Consider the following 19904-nt stretch of genomic DNA (forward strand, 5'->3'; position numbering starts at 1 on the left):
CCGAGTCGACGGTAAAGATCGCCGGAAAGCCTATTACTCTTAGCCGCAGACCTTGTCCTCCAACGGCCACGAGGGCCGTGGAAAACCCCCGAGACCCCCGAAAAGGGGCGCGCCGCCCGGCGGAAGGGGCCGGGCGGCGCGAACTCAGGGTGAACGGCTGATGATCAGCGCGGGTTGTCGACGGACATGCGGTAGCTCTGGCCGCCGAACGTGATCGTCCAGTTGGACGGCGTCGCGATCGGCAGGTCGTAGCGGAGCTGGATCTCCTTCGACTGGCCAGGGGCGATGCTCTCGTAGTTCGGGACCGTCAGCCGGACCCGATGGAAGTCGCCCTTGAGCCCGCCGACGTTCGGTCCGGTGTGCCCGGTGGACACGACGGACAGCGTCCAGCCGGTCTGCTGGTTCATGGTCGGCGGGGCCGAGGTGCCGTAGTCGAACTCGATCGTGGCGCCGCCGGGGATGGTGGTCGTGGAGTTGTTGGTGAACTTCAGCTTCGGCGAGATCGGGTAGTTCGCGTCGCCCACCGCGTAGCCGTACAGGTCGGCCTGGACGTTCAGGGTCTGGGTCGGCATGGTCTTGGTGCCGGCCTTCAGGTTCCCGTACGGCGCGGCCGCCTTGAACGTGTTGTAGATCTTCGTGGTGAGCGTGTCGCCGATGAAGTACTCGCCCTTGCCGTTGTCCCGATCCGGGTAGTAGGCGTAGTCGCCCGCGAGCTCCCAGATCATGATGCCGCCGAGGCCCTTGGCGGACACGTAGTCGGCCTTGGCCTGGACGGACTGGTCGTCCTCGGTCGACAGGAAGACCTTTTTGTCGTTGTTCCAGAGCCAGGGGGCGGCCATGGACGAGGAGTACTTGCGGGCGTAGGTGCCCGAGATGCGGTCGTTCGGGTCGGTGTCGGGCGTCAGGCCGTACGAGGTGATGTAGCTGCCCTGCTTGCCCTCCTGCAGGTTCTTGTAGTGCCACGCCGGGTTGACGCCGGCCGGCACCTCCTGGCCCGCCGCGTCCAGGTCGTGCCACAGGTTCTCGATGCCGATGGCGCCGTCGCCACAGGGCACGGTGGAACCGATGTCCGACCCTGTGCCCTTCGGGCACTTGGTCTGGTCGGGCAGCTTGGACAGACCCCACAGGCCGTCGGTGCCGCCGGTGACGCCCTTCCAGCCACGGCTGTAGTAACCGAGGCCGAGGTTGATGCGTCCGGACTGCATGGCGCCGCGTAGGTAGTGGTACGCCCAGTCACCGTTCATGTAGCCGATGCCGCTGTAGGTGCTGTAGACGTTCCAGTGCTTCATCTCGGCGTCGGTGCCGTCGTCGTACAGGGCCTGCAGCGGGCCGACGAACTGGTTCCAGGCGCCGTGCAGGTCGTAGGTCATCATGTTGGCGTAGTCCAGGTACTGCGTGACCTGGTAGCTCTCGCTGCCGCGCAGGATCCAGCCCGAGGCGGTGGTGGCCGCGGTGAGCAGGTAGTACTTGCCGTCGGCCGCGGAGGCGGCGTCCAGCTTCTGCTTCAGCGTGCGCATCAGGTTGACGTACCCGGCCATCAGCGTGGCGCGGCGCGGCTCGGAGAACGTGAAGTCGTCCGGGTTGCCGGCCTTCGGCGCGGAGGTCGCGTACTCGTAGTCGATGTCGAGCCCGTCGAAGCCGTAGTCACGCAGGAACTTCACGGCCGAGTCGGCGAAGGTGTTGATCGACGCCTGCGAGCTGGTCATCGTGTAGAAGCCGCCGCTGGCCTGGCGCTTGCCGTTGTCGTCGATGTAGCCGCCGGTCTCGGCCCAGCCGCCCACCGAGATCAGGGTCTTGACGTTCGGGTGCTGCTTCTTGAACTTGTTGAGCTGGTTGAAGTGGCCCTTGTAGGGGAAGGACGGGTCCATCTCGGAGCCCTGCACGCCCGGCCACTCCATGCCGATGGACGGGTTGTTGGCCCCGGCGGCGCCGACGGAGACCTTGTTCTGCCCGTCGATGTGCGCGAACGCGTAGTTGATGTGGGTGATCTTGTCCCACGGGATGTCCTTGGCCAGGTACGAGGGCGAGCCGTCCTTGCCGGTCCGCCAGCTCGTGAAGTAGCCGACGACGCGGCGCGGGTGGTCGGCGCCCATCTTCTCGCGGCCGTTGGTGTCGTACACGTTGCAGTACGGGACGTTGGCCACGCCGGGCGACTGGTAGAGCCCGTCGGGACGGCAGGCCGACTGGTCGGTGGGCTGCTTGTCGGTCCGCACGGTCACCGTGCCGGAGAAGCCGGACTGGTTGCCCGCGGCGTCCTTGGCCCGCACCTTGAAGGTGTACTCGGTGTCCTGGCTGAGGCCGGAGACGGTCGTGGTGGTGGCGGGCGGGGTGCCGGTCACCGTGGTCGCGAGCGTGTCACCGTTGTAGACCTCGTAGGAGGTGACGCCCCGGTTGTCGGTGGAGGCGCCCCACTGCAGCGTCACGCTGGAGGTCGTCTTGCCGGTGGAGGACGGCGTCCCCGGCACGGTCGGAGCCTCGGTGTCGGGGTTCTGGTCCTTCAGCGTGCGGACCGTGGTGGCGGGGGAGGCGGGGCCCTCCTGGCCGGCGGTGTCACGCGCCTTCACGGTGAAGGTGTAGTCGGTGTCCGGGGTGAGCCCGTTCACCGTGGCGGACAGCCCGGTGACCTGGGCGACCTTGGTGGAGCCCTGGTACACGTCGTAGGAGGCGACGCCCTTGTCGTCGGTCGCGGCGGTCCACGTCAGCGCGACGCTGTTGGTGGACGGGGTCGCCGTGGGCTTGCCGGGCGCGCTCGGCGGCAGGTCCGTCTGTGTCGGCTTCTGGGTCCGCACGGTGGTGGCGGGCGAGGCCGGCGACTCCTGGCCGGCGGTGTCGCGCGCCTTCACGGTGAAGGTGTAGTCGGTGTCGGGGGTGAGCCCGTTCACCGTGGCCGAGGTCGTGGTGCTGGAGACGACCTTCGAGGTGCCCTGGTAGACGTCGTACCCGGCGATGCCCTTGTCGTCGGTGGACGCGGCCCACGTCAGAGTGATGCTCGTGGTGGTGGAGGTCCCCGTGGGCTTGCCGGGCGCGGTCGGCGGGGTGTCCGGCTGGGTGCCGCCCTCACACGGGTTCCCGTTGATCTTGCAGTTCGCGGGGGGCGTGGTCGGTCCCATCCCGACGAAGCCGAAACTGTTGGCGCCGGTCGTACCGCCCGCGGGCACGTTGGCGTTGCCGCTGCCCGGCTTCACCGTGACGTGGCTGCCGCTGATCGTCGGCGTGCCGTTCCACCAGTTCCCGATGGACTGGCCGGAGTTCAGGTCGAACTCCAGCGTCCAGGTGGTGGCGGCGCTGTCACCCGAGTTCTTGACCTCGTAGGTGCCCTGCCACCAGGTGCCGCGGTCGGCGGCCGCGAACTTCGCCGTCAGCGACGCGGCCGCGCTGGCGGGCGGCGCGGTGAGCGCCGTCAGGCCGATGACGGCCGCGCCGTACGCGACCGCCACTGCGGCCGCTCTCCATTTACGGAGACGGGACATCAGGCTTCCTCTCTAGCGGAGCAGATAGGGCGTGCGTGTCCCCCCAGAGCACGTGCAACGGTGCACGACCCGCCCGCCGGGCGGCGTAAGGCCGCTCGTCGGGCAGGTTTTGAATAAGAAAGTTTCCTATCAATTCGGGAAGCTACCCTCACCTGCGAAGGCCGTCAATCCCCGAGTTTCCGGGTGTGCGCCGCCGGGTGAAACCGCCCTGCAATCGACGGACAACCACGCCGCAAGCAGGGGCTCGTACGACTGTCCCTAGGGGTTCCAGTCCACCCGCGAGATATCCAGGGCGACGGCACGGCCGGAGTCACGGACAGGAGGCGACCCGTGTCCGCCGATTCTTCCCCGGTCAAGGTCATCGCGCTGGTCACGGCGGTCCTCGGCCTGATCACCGCCGTCCTCGTGCTCGTCAACGAGGCCAGGAAGGGATCGGTCCCCGAGCCCCGCGACACGGGCGCCGCAGGGCGGGACTCCGCGCCCCGCCCTCCCACCGACCAAGGACGGCCGCCCGCCACCCCCACGCCCGCGCGGCGGACCCCCGAGCCGCCTCCCACCGACGACGACCCGCCCACCGATGACGACCCACCCCAGGACGGCCCGTCCGAGCGGCCGACGCCCCGCCCGTCGCCGGAGGTCACGCCCGCCACCCGGTCCGGCGGCTGGACGACGGTCAGCGTCTGCGACGAGCTGACCCAGGGCGCGGCCTTCGAACGCGCCGACGTGCTGATCGGATACCCGGCCACGCCGGCCGTCATCCAGGTCTCCTCCCAGGCCCCGCGGAGCTGCCGGCCGTACCGTCTGGCGGGCACGGGCCCCTACGGCTACTCGGTCACCGTGTACCTCTACGACGCGATGGGCGTCCTGCGGAACACCTACTTCGGCCGCGGCCAGGTGGACCCGGTCGCCGGCTCCACCTACAACGTGATCTGGAACAACGCCGTGAACGCCGTGGAACTGGTCCCCGCCGGCTGAGCGCGCCTCAGCCCACCGGCGCGCCGGCCGGGGCGGCCGCGCGCCGCGGCCACAGCGAGGCCGACAACCACACCACGCACGCCCCCGCGACCACGTGCAGCGCGCTGGTCAGCGCCGTGTCCGGCAGCGGCGCCAGCAGGGCGAACAGCGGCAGCGCGACGCCGTACCCCACCACCGGGACGCGCGGGTGGACGCCCGCCCTGAGCATGGACACCGCGAACAGGGCCGTCCCGGCGGCGAAGACGGCCGCGCTGCCGAGCAGCGCGGCCCGCGTCGGCCCCTGCAGCAGCGCGCCGAGCGCGGCGGGGTCCAGATAGAACAGCGCGAGGTTCAGCGTGTACGCCGCGCCGCCGAACAGGCCGAGGCCGATGACCTGCGCCGCGTACCCCACCAGGCCGAACCCGCCCGCCCGCGTCCGCTGGCCGAGGTACAGGCCGGTGACCAGCGGCACGGCGAGCGACGGCGCCACCCCCAGCACGAAGCCGGTCGGCGCGGTCTCGGAGGTGAACGCCTCGATCGCCCCGGGCACGGCGACGAACAGGCCGCACAGCACCCCCGTGATCGCGCTGAAACGCATGAACGACCGCATGAGGACTCCTGACGTCCCCGGACGGCGCCGGGGCACGGTCTGCGGTCCGGCCGCGTGAGCGGTCCCGGACGACGGGTGGAAGAGATCCGCGGCAGACGCTAGGAACGCCGTCCCCCCGCCCGTAAGTGCCGGTCGGCGAGGGTCCGTCACGCGGCCCGCGCCCCCGTGTGCCATCCGGCACGTGCCGCACGGCCGGACCCCGCGCGCACGCCCCCGCACCCCGGAGCTCCCGCCGTACGCTGAGGGCGTGTCATCGTCCCGGACCGTCCGGCGTGCGCCGTCGGTCGTGTCGTCTGCCAAGCGGCGGGTGTCCTCCGCCGTGTCGCCGGTGTCCTCGGCGCGAGCCGTCCGGCGGGCGTCCTTCCTCGTGTACGCCGCCGTGCTCCTCGCGGGGCTCTACGACGCGGCCCTGCGCCACGGGAACGGCGGCGGCTCCCGGCTCCCGGCCGGGCCGTGGGCGCCCCTGGGGCCCGCAGGGCCGCTCGCGGTCGTGGTGTTCGTCGCGGGCATCGGGGCGCTGTTCGCCCTCGACCTGTTCGAATCCCGCCGCTTCCGGCCCGGCCCGCCGCCCGCGCGCGTCGCCGCGGCGCTGCTCGGCCTGCGGCCGGCGCTGTTCGTCCTCGTGGCGGCCTTCGACGGCTCCGGCCTGTCGCGCGTCCTCCTGGTGCTCGTCCCCTTCACCGCCCGTCTGTCCTTCGGCCGCACGGCCGGCGCGGTGGCGGCGGTGGCGTGCGCCGCCGTCGTCGTGGCCGGGTACCAGTGGGCGGCGCCGGGCTGGCCCGGCGACATCGAGTACGTGTCCGACCTGCTCATGCTGGGTGTCGGCCTGATCCTCTCCTTCGCGGTCGCGGGCGTGGCGGCCGGCGCGGAGAAGGACCGCGCGCGGCTGCGCGAGTCCAACGCGCGGCTGGCCGCCTACGCGGGCCAGGCGGGCGAGCTGGCCGCCGCCGCCGAGCGTGTGCGCGTCGCCCGCGACATCCACGACGGCCTCGGCCACCACCTCACCGCCGTCGCCGTCCTGCTGGAGAAGGCCGCCGCCTTCGGCGAGCGCGACCCGGCCCTGGCGCGGCAGGCCCTCGCCGACGCCCGCGAGTCCACCCGCCGCGCCCTGGACGACGTACGCCGCTCGGTGCGCACGCTGCGCGCGCCCGCCGCGCCCGCCCCGGAGTTCTCGCTGCTCGCCGCCCTCACCGACCTCGCCGCGGGCGCCGCGGGCCAGGCCCCGGCCGTCGAGCTGGACCTCGGCGGCGACGAGACCGGCTACGAGCCGCGCGTGCGCACCACGTTGTACCGTGCCGCGCAGGAGGCGCTCACCAACGCCCGCCGCCACGCGGACGCCACCCACGTGTCCGTCGGCCTCGCCCTCGGTGACGCGGAGGCGCGGCTGGTCGTGGCCGACGACGGGCGCGGGTTCGCCGCCGGGGCCGAGGGCTTCGGCCTGACCGGCATGCGCGAGCGCGTCAGGCTGGCCGGCGGCCGCCTCGACCTGGCCACCGGTCCCGGCGCGGGCACCCGGATCACGATCACGATCCCGCGCGCCCCCGCCCCGCCCGTCCACACCGGCGCCGCGAACCCGCCGTTCGCCGGAACCCCGCCGTTCCCGGCCGGTCCCGGAGGCACGCCGTGAACGCGGACGGCCCGGTGCGCGTCCTGGTCGTGGACGACCAGCGGCTGGTCAGGGAGAGCATCGCCTCGCTGCTGGACATCGAGCCCGGCGTCAGCGTCGCCGGAGTGGCCGCCGACGGGCACGAGGCCGTCGAGAAGGCCAGGGAACTCACCCCCGACGTGGTCCTCATGGACGTGCGGATGCCCGGCCTCGACGGCGTGCGCGCCGCGGCCGTCATCGCCCGGCGCCTGCCCGCGTGCCGGGTGCTGATGCTGACCACCTTCGACGACGAGGAGTACGTCGTCGAGGCGATGCGGTCGGGGGCGTGCGGCTACCTGCTGAAGGACCTGCCCGCCCGCGAGCTGGCGGGCGCGGTGCGGCTGGCGCACGCGGGCGTCACCCAGCTCGACGCCGCCGCCACCGCCCACCTCACCCGGGGGCTGCGGCCCCGCCCCGAACCCGCCGTCCCCGGACCGCCGCCCCCGCCGCCGGACGCGCTGACGCCCCGGGAGGTCGAGGTGCTGCGCCTGGTGGCGCTCGGCTGGACCAACAGGGAGATCGCCGCCCGCCTCTACCTCAGCGAGGGCACGGTGAAGAACCACATCTCCCGCATCCTCACCCGCCTGGGCCTGCGCGACCGCACCCAGGCCGCCGTCCACGCCCACGACCTCGGCCTCCTCGGCCCGCCGCGCGCCGCGCCCTAGCGGCGTCATGCCGGGGCAGGGCCCGGCCGCGGTGGAGGCAGCGGCGCGATCGCGCGGGCGTGGTAGCCGGCCAGCTCCTCGCCCTGCGCGTAGAGGCGGGCGAGGGCGTCCAGGCACGGGCCGACCACCGCCGGGTCGGTGATCCTGCGGGCCCCGGTGTGCGCGCCGATCGCGTCGTAGAGGACCTCGTAGCACAGCGACCGCGTGAAGATCACCAGTTCCGGCAGCGGCGCCGTGGTCTCGGCCTCGCGCAGCGCGCTCGCCGGCATCACCCGGATGTGCTCGCCGGCCGCCGCCCGCACCGTGAAGAACTCCATCTCCCACTGCAGGTACGGCGTGACAGGGCTCTCCACCACGCGCAGCCGCCGGAAGTCCGGCCGCGCCGCGTACAGCCGCGTCAGCGCCGGGCGGTGCTCCTCCATCAGCGCCAGCGAGCGCGCCCAGTCACCTTCGATCATGGCGTGCCAGCTCGCCAGGCCCGTCTCGTCGAACACCTGCGCCCGTTCGAGCTTCCACACCGTGTCGCGGGACGAGGCGAAGACCTCGTCGAACTCCCGCTGGTAGTCGGCGACCGCGAGCACTTCCCCCTCCGCGGCCCTGAGCCGGTGGAACGCGTCCAAGTCTTCCTCCGATTTCTGAGAGTCGGTCGATGACCGCCGGTCAGGTGCGGGCGCGCCGCCGGGAGGCGCGGGGCGGTCACGGGGCCCGTCGCCGGGCGAGGGGGGCGCACGGGACGGGCGTCCGGCGGGGGCGCGCGGGCGCTCCGGGAAGGGAGCTTCGCAAGGGCGGCGCCGGAACGGGCGTGCCGCCAGGTCGGTAGGCGGATTCCCACCCGCCTACCGATTCACTTCTGGGATCAGTTGGAGTTGCCGGAGCTGTCGGCGGTGGTCTCGAACTTGTCCAGCCTGCGGATCGCGATCCGCGTTTTCGCCTCGCCGTCGCGCTCGATCTCGGGAGGCTGGATCTCGCTCGCTGCGTGACTCATCGGGTGCCTTCCGGTAGGGGGCCTCGCGGCATGACCGCACGGACTGACCTGATCGTCCAAGCGCCGCCGGTGGGCGTCAATGGCCGTCGCGTCCAGGTCCGCAGACCGGGCACTCCTCCCGCGAGGGGTGCCGGACGTCGATGAGCTGGTCGGGCGCGATCAGGTTGAGCCCGCCGATCCGCCCCGGCGGGATGGCCGGGACACCGGTGAGCTGCGTGATCACCGCGTGCGCGACCAGGTGCCCGGAGATGCCGGCCGAGGTGGCGATCACGCCGGGCCCGCCCAGGTCGGCCGGGCTGCCGGGACGCCGCCGGGCCTGTTCGCCCGCGCTGACGCACTCGTAGCACGGATGGCCCGGCGCGTAGACCCCGACCGTCACCAGGGGGCCGCTGTACCCGCCGCCCGCCCACGGGATGCCGGCCCGGGCGCACTCCCGGTTGGCCCACACCCGCAGGCCGTGCCCGCGCGGCTCGTCGGCGCACAACGCCAGCATGTCGGCGCCGGCGATGAGCTCGGCGAGCTGTGGCCGGGTCTCGACGCGGCGCCGGGCGCCGGTGATCGTCACCGCGGAGTTGAACTCGCGCAGCCTGCGCACGGCGACCTCGGCCTTGTCGCGCCCGATGTCCGCCTCGCCGTACAGGGCCTGCCGGTTCAGGTTGGACGGCTCCACCACGTCGGGGTCCACGCAGTGCAGCCGTCCCACGCCTGCGGCCGCGAGCGCCCAGGCCGCGTGGCTGCCCGTGCCGCCGAGGCCGAGCACCACGACGCGCGCCTTCTTGAGCGCGAGCTGCGCCTCCCAGCCGTGGACGCGCGGGGTCAGGTCCACGCGCCGGAAATAGGCGTGGTTCCTGCTGTAGCGTTCCAGTTCCTGCGGGGCCAGCTCGGGCGGCGGCAGGGCCGCGGCGTCCTCGACGTATCCGGAGTCGACGAGCTGGGCGACGACGGACTCCGCGACCTGTACGGACATTTCCGGGAAAATGGTTCTTAGTCGCGATACGAGGGCGGAGGTCGGGAGCGTTCCGTCCATGAGGGAGAGCGCCGCCCACGCCCACCCGTCGGGATCGTCGATCTCCGCCGCGACGCCGTAGATCTCGCCGCCGATGCGCACGGTCCCGTCGGCGAACCGGTGCGGGCGATGCTCGGCCTTCACCCTGGGGCGACGCACCCCGTGACCACCTCCCCCGAGGAACCGGATCTGCGGTGATCATGTCATAGGAACGGGTGTTTCAATAACCACGTTTCATCTTTTATGTACATAAAGGATCTCAAAGAGGGACATTCCCCTGGGTAGGGGCACAGAGGGGCCTGGAACGGGATTCCGGACGAACCTATATCCGTATTGCCGATGTCCCGGATCGGGCCTTTATTAGTTTGAAAAATAAGTCAATGGTGGATGATGGGAAAGTTGCCTATACTCACTTCGCGCGATCCATGGAAGCCATCTATATAGGAGATTCCATGTCCGAAGTATCGGTGGCTCTCCAGCGGCTCATCGAGGTCCGCGGCCGCAACCTCCCCGTGGTCCAGCGCGAGATCGCCCGATGGCAGGCGATCGACGCGCACCTGGACGAGCTCCAGGCCGCCGTCGCCGACCTCAAGGCCCACGCGTTCACCGGCGGCGACGCCGGCGACCTGACCGTGCCCCGCGTCGCCGAGCTCCGCCTCGGCATCGCCGAGGTCGTCGAGGTGTACCGCGTGCTCGCCGCGCGCTTCTCGCGCGCCACCATCAACATCGGCGTCAGCGGCGCGGCCCGCATGGGCAAGAGCACGCTGCTCCAGGCCGTCTCCGGCCTCGGCGACGACCAGATCCCCACCGCCGACGGCATCCCCGTCACCGCCGTGCGCAGCAAGATCTACCACGCGCCGGTCCGGCGGGCCGAGCTGCGCATGCACACGGCCGGCTCCTTCCTCGCCGAGGTGATCGCCCCCTACCACGCCGGAGCGGGCCTGCCGCAGGTCCCGAGGAGCATCGAGGAGTTCCGCCGCTGGGAGTACCCGCCCGCCGACGACAACGACAGCGAGATCCGGGGCGCCCTCATCCGCCTGCGCGAGTGCCAGAGCTCCCTGGCGACGTACGAGGGCCTGCTCACGGGCGGCACGCGCGCCATCGACCTGCACGAGCTGCGGCGGTACGTCGCCTATCCCACCAGCGAGGAGCGCGACCCGGCCGCGGGCCCGGTCGCCCGCCGCCACCTCGCCGTCCGCGAGGCGCGCGTCGAGTGCCCCTTCCCGAACGCCGAGGACGTCACCGACCTCGCGATCATCGACCTGCCCGGCCTCGGCGACCTGGCCCCGGACGCCGAGGGCCGGCACGTCGAGGGCCTGCGCAACGAGGTGGACGCCGTCCTGCTGGTCAAGCGCGCCTCCGACACCTCCTCGTACTGGGGCAAGGCCGACGTCAACACGATGAAACTGCTCGACGTCGTGCGCGGTTTCATCCGCAGCGACGGCGAGTTCGCCTTCATCGTCCTCAACCGCAACACCGTCAACCCCAAGCTGAACGACGACCTGCGCGGGGACATCCTGCTCAACGTCAACGAAGGGCAGGACGGCCGCCACATCACCGTCTTCGAGACCGACGTCCGCGACGCCGCGGCCGTCCACGAGGACGTGCTCGCCCCGCTGCTGCGCCGCCTGTCCACCGGCCTGCCCACGATGGACCGGGAAGGGCTGGCCTGGGCCACCGGGCGGGCCGAGGACATCGCCGCCGGCATCCTCACCGCGCTCGGCGATCTCGGCGGAACGCTCAGGACCGTGCGCGACCCCGTCGGCGTGCCCGAGGAGGTCATCGAGCTCAAGGCCGACCAGCTCCGCACCGCGCTCGCCCGCCGCCTCGGCGGGCTGGTCGCCGAGATGACCGCCGCCGTGGAGGGCGGCGACTCCGACGACGGCTTCGCCAAGGCGGTCGAGGCCGCCTACGAGAACGTGCTCGGCTGGGCGGGCGACGGCTTCGGCCAGGGCGAGGACGGATGGCGGCGCCGCGCCCTCGACGTGATGATCACCGAGCGGAACGCCGCCGTGTTCGCCGGGCCCGAGTTCAGCCGTATCCGGCTGGAGATCAGCAGGCGGTTCGGCGCCCTCGACGACTTCTTCAGCGTGCAGGTCCGCGACATGTGGGACAAGGTGGCCGCCGCCTGCCGCGAGGAGTGCGGCGTCCTGCTCGGCGAGGACGACGGCGACGGGCGGACCACGCTCGAACACCTCGCCGCCGCCTTCGCCGAGTCCGCCCAGCCCTGCCCCACGCTCGCCGCGAGCGTCGGCGCGCTGCTCGACGTCCGCCTCGAATACCGCACCCTGCTGTACCCGCGGGTCCGCGCCGACCTCGGCTCGCTCAACCTGCAGGTGCGCCACCCCCAGACCGGCCAGCAGACCCAGCAGGTCGCGGTCGAGCTGACCGAGGACGGCGCGGCGGACCTGTACCGCATCATCGGCGGGCTCGCCGAGCAGGCCGCCTTCCGCACCCGCAGGTCCCTGCTCGGCGAGCGCGTCACCCCGGCCGTCGTCCTTCAGGCCGTGGTCGAGCAGTTCGAGGACGCCCTGATCAGGTCCGGGCCGTCGGTCCAGGAGTTCCGCCGCTTCGTGCGCTCGTACCGCAACGAGCTGTGGCCCGAGGAGTTCCGCGGCATCGACGAGGCCAACGCCAGGTACGCCCGGGTCACCCGGTCGATCACCGCTATCACCGAGGAACTCGAAGGAGCAGCGTGAGCGGGTCGGAGTTCAACTACAAGATCGGGCTGATCGCCCCCAGCCGGGTGGGCAAGACCACGCTGATCGCGAGCCTTCTCAACGAAGGGCAGCAGCTCCTCGCCGGCTCCCAGGTCGCCATGCGGCCCGCCGACACCCCTACCGCCAACCGGATCACCGTGACCGAGGGCGTCATCCGGGGCGCCCTGCGCGCGAAGGTCTTCGAGCCGGACCGCGTCCACAGCACCAGCGACCCCAGCCACTTCCGGCTCCGCCTCCAGCCGCGCACCAGCGAGGCGCCGATCCTCTTCGAGATCCTGGACTACCCCGGCGCCTGGCTCGAAGAGAGCGGCGGCGAGCGCAACGGCGCCGCCTGGGAGGACTGCCAGACCTTCCTCGGCGACAGCACCGTCCTGATCATCCCCATCGAGGCGGTGCTCCTCATGGAGGCGGAGGAGAAGTACGAGAGGGTGCTGCCGAGCCAGCTCGCGATCCCGCAGATCGAGCAGCTGGTGCGGAGCTGGGCCAAGGAGCGCCGCCACAACCGCCACGAACCCGCGCTCGTGGTGTTCTGCCCGGTCAAGTGCGAGAGCTACCTGTCCGACAACGGCGGCTTCCAGGACAAGGCCGCCGACCTGCTCGCCCGCGTCAAGCGCGAGTACTCCGGGGTCGTCCAGGTGATCCGCGAGGAGGCTCCGCACGCGGTGCTGCGCTACCTGCCGATCGACACCTTCGGATGCGTGGAGCTGACCTCCGCCCGCTGGATCGAGGATCCGAGGGCGCTCGGCGGGTACAAGTGCCTTCCCCGCTACCGCGTCCGCGAGCCCGGGGTCATCGCCCGCAAGGGGCTGGACGACCTGATCATGCTGCTGTGCAACCAGCTCGTCAGCGCCGCCCAGCTCCGGAGCGAGCAGGCCGCCGCCGAGGACAAGCTCATATCCGAGCACCTGCGACAGCACGCCGACGGGAGCGAGGGGTTCTTCCGCGACCTGTGGCTGAACTGGAGCGGCCAGCGCGCCGCCCGCGTCCGCCGCGCCGAGGCCGGCGAGGAGACCTACCGCCAGAGCGTCGCGCAGAGCAAGACGCTGTTCGACGTCCTGTCCGCCCTCTCCACCCGCCCCGAAGGCCCCCGCCTCGCCTACCTCGGCTGATCGCGCGCCGGAACGGGCCCACCCCCTGGGCGCCGCACCAGCCAGTGAGGATCGCGATGAACATCTACCTGCGCACGCGTGGCGAGCTTCGCCATCTGGACTACGACTTCCTCGGCGTGGCCCCGCCGCGCGCCTGGTGGCGTGACTACAACGACGTCAACGCCGCCGAGCGGCCCTCCGTGCTGGCCGCGGGCGACGCCGGCGGCTGGCGGCTCTACCTCGGAGGCATCCCCTCCAAGCGCGTCGACACCGTCAACACCTTGATCGTCTACAGCGTGGTGATCGAGGGGGACGGCGACACCTCCGCCGAGGACCGCGCGCTGGCCGGTCGCCTGGTGGCGGCGTGGGCGGCCGCCATCGCCGGCGACATCACGGCGGAGCCTCTCACCGACGCGCTGGACGCGGCCTTCCCGCGCGAGGACGTCGAGACGTGGCTCGCCGCCAAGGGAGAGGAGGCGCGGGCGGCCTGGCCGCAGGTCACGGCCCGCGTCCGCGAGGTCGTCCAGGCGCTGCCCGAGCCTCCCGCCACGGAGCCACGGGCCGCATCGGAGGGCGAGGCGGAGCAGCCGGGGGAGAGGGTGTCCGGGGCGCGCACGGGCGACGCGTCCGGGCTCCCGGAGTTTCCCGCCCGGTGGATCGCCGGCGTGCGCCGTCCCGACGGCAGGGCCCGCTACCTGGAACGGGTGACGGCGATCCTCGGCGGCGAGCCCGGCGAGGCGCACATCCTCAACATGATCGCCAAGGGCGCCGACGTCGCCACGCTTCCCTCGCCCCGCCTCGCCGTCCTGATCGAGGGCTCCGCCATCGGGGACCCGGCCACCGCGGCCGGGCCCGTCCCGCCGCTCACCGCGCGAGAGGAGCGCGAGGCCGGCGACCCAAAAGCCCGCCAGGCTCCGGCCGAGGTCAGGGGAGGACGGCCGGGCCCGGTGGCGGAGCGGGCCGTGAAGGTGGCGGCTGCCCTCATTGCCGCCGGGCTCCTGGCCTGGGTGATCTACCGCGTGCTCAGGACTGGGACCGTCTCCGACGAGTGATCAGGAGGGTGCTGCGCGGCCAGGTCGAGGTCGCGATCGAGGGCCGCGCGCCCGTCCGCTTCACCACCCGGTGGTGCGAGCTGTGGACCCTCGCCCCCGCGCACACCTCGCTGACCATGCACACCTGTCTGCGCGACGACGCGTCCCCCGAACTGGGCGGCAAGCTCGACCTCGTCCTCGGCTTCCCGGCGCGTGTCGCGGTTCCTCAGACGATCGTGCGGATGATCACGGGCGTCGGCGACTCCTACCTCCAGCGGCTGTACCTCGACCTGGCGGGGGAGCGATTCGTCCTGTCCCCCGGCCAGGACGACCGCCGTCTCCGCCTGGACGGCGGACCCGCCGCCGCCTACCTGACGTACCTGGCCAAGGCCCTGCGCCCCTGAGCGGCGGCATCGCGCGGCCGGGAAGGGCGGCGCATGGGCGGGTCGCGCCCGGGGTCAGGCGGAGCGGCCGATACCGTGCGCGGCCTCGTGCGCCTCCACCATCGGCCGGGGCGCGGTGAGGCACCACGCCTCGGTGACCAGCTCGAACAGCTCGTCGGGCTCGATCCTGTCCAGGTGGACGACGACCCAGCCGAACCGCCCGGCGGTGAACTGCGGCTCGAACACCTCGGGCCGTTCCGCCACCAGCGCCATCTGCTCCTCGATGGTCGCCTTCAGCCCCACGGTCTCGGTGCGCTCCCACAGGTACCCGAAACCCTTGCCCCGCACCTTCAGCGAGACCCACTCGCCCCCGTCGCCCTGCCGCACCTCGGGCAGGCGATCGAGCATGCCCAGAAACTCTTCCACGCTGACGCCCATGTCCCACAGATACCAGCCGCCCCCGACAATCCCGCAAACGTGATCTCGGTGCATCCGAATCTCCGCCGCCCTCCGAAGGACAGGGCGTGACGACGGAGACGCCAGAGGAGACACGGGCCCGTGACGCGCGGCGCGGCGCCGGACGCCGGTTCGCCGCCGCCGGAGCCCTCCTGCTCGTCTCCCTGGTCTGCGCCCAGGTGGCGACGGGGATTCTTCCCGAGGACGTGCGGATGACCACGCTGGTCGTCGTCCTGTTCGCGGGATGCGCCCTGGCCTACGCGGCCGCCGGCCACGGCCTGCCCCGGGCCGCCGGCGCGTTCGCCGCCGCCGCGGCGGTGGGCTACGCCGCGGAATGGATCGGCATCAGGACCGGCCTGCCGTTCGGCGAGTACCGCTACGGCGGCCTGCTGTGGCCGAGCCCCGGCGGGGTGCCGCTGATCGTCGCCCTGGCCTGGGCCGGCATGGGCCTCGCGGCGTGGGCGGTCGCCTGCCGGATCGTCCCCGGCCCCGTGCCGTCCCGCCGCCGGGCGGTGGCGCGCGCGGCCACGGGGGCGCTGGCGCTGACCGCGTGGGACCTGTTCCTCGACCCGCAGATGACGCGCCTCGGACTGTGGGAGTGGGCGGACGCGGGGCCCTACCGCGGCGTGCCGCTCGGCAACTTCGCGGGGTGGCTCCTGGTGTCCCTGCTGGTGATGATCGTGATCGGCGCCGTCGTGGGCGAACCGGCGCGGGGCGGCGGCCTGGTCACGCTCTACACGGTCATGGCGGTGATGGAGACGGTCGCCTTCGCGGCCGTGTTCCGCCCGCCCGATCCCCTCGTCGCCGCCGTGGGAGGCGTCGCGATGGGAACGTTCGCGCTGCTCGCCTGGAGGCGCCGATGGCGGAGGTGATCGTGGTCGGGGGCGGCGTGGGCGGCATGGTGGCCGCGCTGCTGCTGGCCAGGGACGGGCACGCGGTGCGGTTGTACGAACGCCTGCCCCGGCTCGGCGGCAAGCTGGCCGAGCGCCGGCGGGAGGGGTTCACCTTCTCCCTCGGCCCGTCGCTGCTGACGCTGCCCGGCCTGTTCCGCGACCTCGGCGTGTCCCTCGACCTGGTCGAACTCGACGAGCTGTGCCGCTACCGGTTCGCCGACGGCTCCACCCTGCGCGCCTACCGGGACCCCGGCAGGACCGCCGCCGAAGTGGAACGGCTCGCGCCGGGAGAGGGCGACCGCTGGCGGGCCTTCCACCGCTGGGCCGGGGACTGCCTGGCCGCGTCCCGGCGCACGTTCTTCTCCGCGCCGCTGGCCCTGCCTACGCGCCTCCCCCCGCTGGCGCTGCGGCCGCGCGCCGCCGACCTGTGGGCCGTCGCCCCCGGGCGCACCCTCGACGGGCTGGCGCGCCGCTTCTTCCGCGACCCCCGCCTTCGGCAGTACGTCGGCCGGTACGCCACCTATGCCGGGTCCAGCCCTTACCGGGCTCCCGCGGCGCTCGGCTGCGTCCCCGCCATCGAGCACGGCGAAGGCGGCTGGTACGTGCCCGGAGGGCTGCCCAGGATCGCCGAGGCGCTGGCCGTCCTGCTCGGCGAGGCGGGCGTCGAGGTCCACCTCGGCACCGAGGTCGCCGCGGTGCTCGCCGACCGTGCCCGGGTGCGCGGGGTCCGCCTGGCGGGCGGCGAGACGGCGGCGGCCGACGCCGTGGTGGTGAACGCCGACGCGGCCGCGCTGTACGGCACGCTGCTGCCCGACCGGGCCCGCCTGCGGCGGATCGCCGGGCTCGGCCTGTCGTCGTCGGCGTTCCTGCTGCTCGCCGCCGTGGAGGGACGGACGGAAGGGCTGCCGCACCACTCGATCGTGTTCTCCGCCGACTACCGCGAGGAGTTCGGCGACATCTTCGACCGGCGGCGGCCGCCCGAGGACCCGACCGTCTACATCGGCTGCTCGGCCGTGGACGACCCCACCCAGGCCCCGCCGGGCGCGGAGAACTGGATGATGCTGGTCAACGTCCCCGCGGGCGACCCCGCGCGCTGGCCCATGTCCCCGAGCGCCTACGGCGAGCTGGTGCTGGACCGGCTGGCCTCGCGCGGCCACGACCTGGCGGGCCGGCTGCGCTTCGTGGAGACGTTCACCCCGGCCGACATCCGCGACCGGTACGGCGCGCCGGGCGGCGCCATCTACGGCAGCGCGTACGGCGGGCCGTTCGCCCCGTTCCGGCGTCCCGGCAACCGCGGGCCCCGCCGCGGCCTGTACCTGGTCGGCGGGTCGGCCCATCCCGGCGGCGGCCTGCCCCTGGTCGCCATGGGCGGCCGCATCGTCGCCGACCTGGTCGAGCACGACTTCCGGCGGCGTTCCCCGTGACGCGCCGGGCTTCGACTTTCTGGCGGCGGTCCACGTGACGCGCCCGACTCCGGCTTTCTCGCGGCGGTCCTCGTGACGCGCCCGGTTCTGACCCCCGCGCGCCTGCTGACCGCCGTCCAGGCGCTCGCCGCCGTGGCCGTGGCCGTACGGCTGGGGCGAGGCCGGCGACGCCTCCCCTCACTGACGGCCCCGCCGCCGCACGCCGGCCGGGCGGTCCCGTCCATCTCGGTGGTGATCCCGGCCAGGGACGAGGAGCAGCGCATCGCGGCCTGCCTGACGGCCGTGCTCGCCGACCCGGCCGTCACCGAGGTGATCGTCGTGGACGACGAGTCCACCGACGGCACCGCCGCCCTCGCCGCCTCGCTCGGCGCGACCGTCGTCAACGGCGCCCCCTTGCCCCCCGGCTGGGTCGGCAAGCAGTGGGCGCTGCACCAAGGGCTGCGGCGGGCGCGCGGCACGATCGTCGTCACGCTGGACGCCGACACCAGGCCCCGTCCCGGCCTGTTCGCCGCGCTCGCGGACGCGCTGGACGGGCACGACCTGGTGAGCGCGGGCCCGCGGTTCGTCTGCGACGGGGTGGCGGAGCAGGCCCTGCACGCCTCGTTCCTCGCCACGCTCGTCTACCGGTTCGGCCCGATCGGCCCGCCCGCCCCGCCGCCGCCGCACCGGATCGTCGCCAACGGCCAGTGCTTCGCCTTCCGGCGCGAGGCGATGCTGCGCGCCGACGGCTTCGCCCGGGTGCGCCGCCACCTGACCGACGACGTCGCCCTCGCCCGCGCCCTCGCCGCCGACGGATGGAGGGTCGCCTTCCTGGACGCGGGCGGCCTGCTGGAGGTCGACATGCACGAGTCACCCTCGGGCGTGTGGCGGGAATGGGGCCGATCCCTGCCGCTGGCCGACGTCACCGCACCCGCCTGGCAGGCCGCGGACCTCGCCGTCGTCTGGCTCACGACCGCGCTGCCGGTGCTCCGGCTCGCCGCCGGCCGTCCGACCCGGCTGGACCTCGCCCTGCTCGTGGTGCGGGCGCTGCTCGCCGGCGCCCTGCGCGGCAGCTACGCCCGCCCAGGACCCGGGGTCGCCCTGTCGATCCTGCTCGACCCGGCCACGGCGGCACGGCTGACCCACGCCACGCTCCGCCCGCCGCGAACCTGGCGGAACCGCACCTACCCCGGTCCGGCCCGCGCGGGCCACGACCGGACACGCGCCGTCACCGGCGGCGGCCGGCCAGGGCCGCCTGGCCGAAGCGCAGGCCGATGAGGCACATCAGCGCCCCGGTGGCGGCGACGTGGCCGATCGGCGCGAACAGCAGTTGCGCCACCGGCAGGGCGAACACCCCGGCCCGCGCGCCGATCGCGAACGACCGGGTCACCGCGGCCGTCCCGCCGAGCACGGCCAGGCCGACCGCGAAAGCGGGCGGGCAGATGACGGCGAATCCTCCGGCGAAGGTGAGGATCGAGCGTCCGCCGCGGAACCCCGCGAAGACCGGCCAGGCGTGCCCGATCATCGCCGCCGCCACCGCCACGTACACGGGCGCCACGCTCGGGCCCGCCACCACGCCGAGACCGGTGGCGTGCGCGCCGCCCGCCACCAGGCCGAGCAGTCCGGCCAGCAGGCCCTTGAGCATGTCCCCGGCGAACACCGGGGCCGCCCCCCGCCCGCCGAGCCGGCCGCGCACGTTCCAGAACCCCGGATTGCGGTCCCCGACCTCACGGGGGTCGAAGCCGTGCGCCCGGGCCACCAGCACCGCCACCGGGACCGAGCCGAGGAGGTAGCCGCCGATGACCGGCAGCGCGAGCCGGACCAACAGGGGAGTCATCGCTTCCTTCCATCTCACCAGGTACGCGGATCTGGGGTCGATGCGCCACATGGCGCTGGACCGCCCGCTGCTGCGCCGCACGCAGGGGTTGCTGTTCTGGCGGCTGCTCGGCACCGGGCGGGGGCCGTCGATGACGCCGGGCGCCGACCCGCGCCGCTGGGCCCTGTTCGCCGTCTGGCGTGACGAGGCCGCACTGGACCGCTTCCTTGAGCGCTCGCCCATCCCGGCGCGCTGGCGCCGCGAGGCCACCGAGTCCTGGCAGGTCCGCCTGATCCCTTTGGCCTCGCGCGGCACCTGGGGCGGCGCCGACCCGTTCCCCGCGATCCCCGCGCGACGGGGGGAGGAACCCGCGCGAGAGGCCGATCGAGCCGGCGGGCCGGTGGCGGTGCTGACGCGGGCCGCGATCCGGCCCCTCCGGCTGGCGGCCTTCTACCGGTCGGTGCCCGGGGTGGACGAGTTGCTGCGCGCGCAGGACGGCAGGCTGGCCTCGGTCGGCGTGGGGGAGTGGCCGCTCGCCCGGCAGGCCACGTTCTCGCTGTGGCGGGACGCCGCCGCCGTGCGCGCCTTCGCCTACGCGGGCGAGGCCCACCGCCGGGTGATCGGCCGGGTCCGCGCGGAGAACTGGTACTCCGAGGAGCTGTTCGCCCGCTTCGCCCCCTACGGCAGCGCGGGCGCCTGGGACGGCGCCGACCCCTTGGCCGCGCTCCCCGCACCACCGGCCTGACCGGCGCCGCCATCGCCCGGGCGGCCCGTCAGCG

General features: G+C 73.4%; 18 protein-coding genes. 11 read left to right on the plus strand and 7 right to left on the minus strand.

Features of this window, described 5'->3' with window-relative positions:
• Positions 1 to 164: 164 nt before the first annotated feature.
• On the minus strand, positions 165 to 3437 hold the full coding sequence (locus BJ981_RS22850) for a chitinase C-terminal domain-containing protein (protein ID WP_184613569.1): 3273 nt from the start codon (positions 3435 to 3437) through the stop codon (positions 165 to 167).
• Between the two features lie 363 nt (positions 3438 to 3800).
• On the opposite strand from BJ981_RS22850, the gene BJ981_RS22855 reads away from it, so the two are divergent.
• Positions 3801 to 4445 (plus strand): hypothetical protein, encoded by a 645-nt coding sequence (locus tag BJ981_RS22855; protein ID WP_184613571.1) that lies wholly within the window; start codon positions 3801 to 3803, stop codon positions 4443 to 4445.
• Positions 4446 to 4452: 7 nt separating this feature from the next.
• On the opposite strand, the gene BJ981_RS22860 is transcribed toward BJ981_RS22855, so the two are convergent.
• Complete coding sequence (locus tag BJ981_RS22860) at positions 4453 to 5034, minus strand: hypothetical protein (protein ID WP_184613573.1); 582 nt, start codon at positions 5032 to 5034, stop codon at positions 4453 to 4455.
• 247 nt (positions 5035 to 5281) lie between these two features.
• Here BJ981_RS22860 and BJ981_RS39325 point away from each other — a divergent pair, with 247 nt between their 5' ends.
• Together BJ981_RS39325 and BJ981_RS22870 are read left to right on the plus strand one after the other, a co-directional pair.
• Complete coding sequence (locus BJ981_RS39325) at positions 5282 to 6661, plus strand: sensor histidine kinase (RefSeq protein WP_204070003.1); 1380 nt, start codon at positions 5282 to 5284, stop codon at positions 6659 to 6661.
• On the plus strand, positions 6658 to 7344 hold the full coding sequence (locus BJ981_RS22870; protein WP_184613575.1) for a response regulator: 687 nt from the start codon (positions 6658 to 6660) through the stop codon (positions 7342 to 7344). The genes BJ981_RS39325 and BJ981_RS22870 overlap by 4 nt, the downstream gene beginning before the upstream one ends.
• Positions 7345 to 7349: 5 nt before the next feature.
• Here BJ981_RS22870 and BJ981_RS22875 read toward each other — a convergent pair whose 3' ends face one another.
• The 3 genes from BJ981_RS22875 to BJ981_RS22880 form a co-directional block, all read right to left on the minus strand.
• The gene (locus BJ981_RS22875) at positions 7350 to 7964 is read right to left on the minus strand and encodes a DUF6879 family protein (protein ID WP_184613577.1); all 615 of its coding nucleotides are present in this window, start codon (positions 7962 to 7964) and stop codon (positions 7350 to 7352) included.
• A gap of 236 nt (positions 7965 to 8200) precedes the next feature.
• Complete coding sequence (locus BJ981_RS38430; protein ID WP_260324671.1) at positions 8201 to 8329, minus strand: hypothetical protein; 129 nt, start codon at positions 8327 to 8329, stop codon at positions 8201 to 8203.
• Between the two features lie 76 nt (positions 8330 to 8405).
• Positions 8406 to 9494 carry a HesA/MoeB/ThiF family protein gene (locus BJ981_RS22880; protein WP_184613579.1) on the minus strand — a complete coding sequence of 363 codons (1089 nt, stop codon included), beginning with the start codon at positions 9492 to 9494 and terminating at the stop codon, positions 8406 to 8408.
• A gap of 293 nt (positions 9495 to 9787) precedes the next feature.
• Between BJ981_RS22880 and BJ981_RS22885 the strand changes: the two genes are divergently transcribed.
• From BJ981_RS22885 to BJ981_RS22900, 4 genes are read left to right on the plus strand one after another with little or no spacing between them, the layout of a single operon-like run.
• A complete protein-coding gene (locus BJ981_RS22885) occupies positions 9788 to 12034 on the plus strand; it encodes a hypothetical protein (RefSeq protein WP_184613581.1) in 2247 nt (748 codons plus the stop codon).
• The gene (locus tag BJ981_RS22890; protein ID WP_184613584.1) at positions 12031 to 13164 is read left to right on the plus strand and encodes a YcjX family GTP-binding protein; all 1134 of its coding nucleotides are present in this window, start codon (positions 12031 to 12033) and stop codon (positions 13162 to 13164) included. Before BJ981_RS22885 ends, BJ981_RS22890 begins: the two co-directional genes overlap by 4 nt.
• A gap of 56 nt (positions 13165 to 13220) precedes the next feature.
• Entirely contained in the window at positions 13221 to 14195 is a 975-nt protein-coding gene (locus BJ981_RS22895) for a hypothetical protein (protein ID WP_184613586.1), read from the plus strand.
• Positions 14192 to 14578, plus strand: a complete 387-nt coding sequence (locus BJ981_RS22900; RefSeq protein ID WP_184613588.1) for a hypothetical protein — start codon at positions 14192 to 14194, stop codon at positions 14576 to 14578. The genes BJ981_RS22895 and BJ981_RS22900 overlap by 4 nt, the downstream gene beginning before the upstream one ends.
• A 54-nt stretch (positions 14579 to 14632) precedes the next feature.
• On the opposite strand, the gene BJ981_RS22905 is transcribed toward BJ981_RS22900, so the two are convergent.
• The gene (locus BJ981_RS22905) at positions 14633 to 14995 is read right to left on the minus strand and encodes an MmcQ/YjbR family DNA-binding protein (protein ID WP_184613590.1); all 363 of its coding nucleotides are present in this window, start codon (positions 14993 to 14995) and stop codon (positions 14633 to 14635) included.
• Positions 14996 to 15081: 86 nt separating this feature from the next.
• On the opposite strand from BJ981_RS22905, the gene BJ981_RS22910 reads away from it, so the two are divergent.
• The 3 genes from BJ981_RS22910 to BJ981_RS22920 all read left to right on the plus strand — a co-directional run bounded on the left by BJ981_RS22910 (position 15082) and on the right by BJ981_RS22920 (position 18587).
• Positions 15082 to 15885, plus strand: a complete 804-nt coding sequence (locus tag BJ981_RS22910) for a carotenoid biosynthesis protein (protein ID WP_239139004.1) — start codon at positions 15082 to 15084, stop codon at positions 15883 to 15885.
• The gene (locus BJ981_RS22915) at positions 15873 to 17330 is read left to right on the plus strand and encodes a phytoene desaturase family protein (RefSeq protein ID WP_184613592.1); all 1458 of its coding nucleotides are present in this window, start codon (positions 15873 to 15875) and stop codon (positions 17328 to 17330) included. Before BJ981_RS22910 ends, BJ981_RS22915 begins: the two co-directional genes overlap by 13 nt.
• A 72-nt stretch (positions 17331 to 17402) precedes the next feature.
• Entirely contained in the window at positions 17403 to 18587 is a 1185-nt protein-coding gene (locus BJ981_RS22920; RefSeq protein WP_239139003.1) for a glycosyltransferase family 2 protein, read from the plus strand.
• Here BJ981_RS22920 and BJ981_RS22925 read toward each other — a convergent pair.
• Positions 18538 to 19146 (minus strand): glycerol-3-phosphate acyltransferase, encoded by a 609-nt coding sequence (locus BJ981_RS22925; RefSeq protein ID WP_184613594.1) that lies wholly within the window; start codon positions 19144 to 19146, stop codon positions 18538 to 18540. The two genes, BJ981_RS22920 and BJ981_RS22925, sit on opposite strands and share 50 nt — an antisense overlap.
• Between BJ981_RS22925 and BJ981_RS22930 the strand changes: the two genes are divergently transcribed.
• Positions 19109 to 19870 (plus strand): spheroidene monooxygenase, encoded by a 762-nt coding sequence (locus tag BJ981_RS22930; protein ID WP_260324672.1) that lies wholly within the window; start codon positions 19109 to 19111, stop codon positions 19868 to 19870. The two genes, BJ981_RS22925 and BJ981_RS22930, sit on opposite strands and share 38 nt — an antisense overlap.
• Positions 19871 to 19904: the final 34 nt, after the last annotated feature.

This window comes from Sphaerisporangium krabiense (assembly GCF_014200435.1).
GTDB lineage: Bacteria > Actinomycetota > Actinomycetes > Streptosporangiales > Streptosporangiaceae > Sphaerisporangium > Sphaerisporangium krabiense.

Excerpts from the sequence above, each read along its gene's own strand:
- BJ981_RS22885 (WP_184613581.1), top strand. The coding sequence starts at position 9,788 with ATGTCCGAAGTATCGGTGGCTCTCCAGCGGCTCATCGAGGTCCGCGGC.
- BJ981_RS22895 (WP_184613586.1), top strand. The coding sequence starts at position 13,221 with ATGAACATCTACCTGCGCACGCGTGGCGAGCTTCGCCATCTGGACTAC.
- BJ981_RS22905 (WP_184613590.1), bottom strand. The coding sequence starts at position 14,995 with ATGGGCGTCAGCGTGGAAGAGTTTCTGGGCATGCTCGATCGCCTGCCC.
- BJ981_RS22930 (WP_260324672.1), top strand. The coding sequence starts at position 19,109 with ATGACCGGCAGCGCGAGCCGGACCAACAGGGGAGTCATCGCTTCCTTC.
- BJ981_RS22925 (WP_184613594.1), bottom strand. The coding sequence starts at position 19,146 with ATGACTCCCCTGTTGGTCCGGCTCGCGCTGCCGGTCATCGGCGGCTAC.
- BJ981_RS38430 (WP_260324671.1), bottom strand. The coding sequence starts at position 8,329 with ATGAGTCACGCAGCGAGCGAGATCCAGCCTCCCGAGATCGAGCGCGAC.
- BJ981_RS22860 (WP_184613573.1), bottom strand. The coding sequence starts at position 5,034 with ATGCGGTCGTTCATGCGTTTCAGCGCGATCACGGGGGTGCTGTGCGGC.
- BJ981_RS22915 (WP_184613592.1), top strand. The coding sequence starts at position 15,873 with ATGGCGGAGGTGATCGTGGTCGGGGGCGGCGTGGGCGGCATGGTGGCC.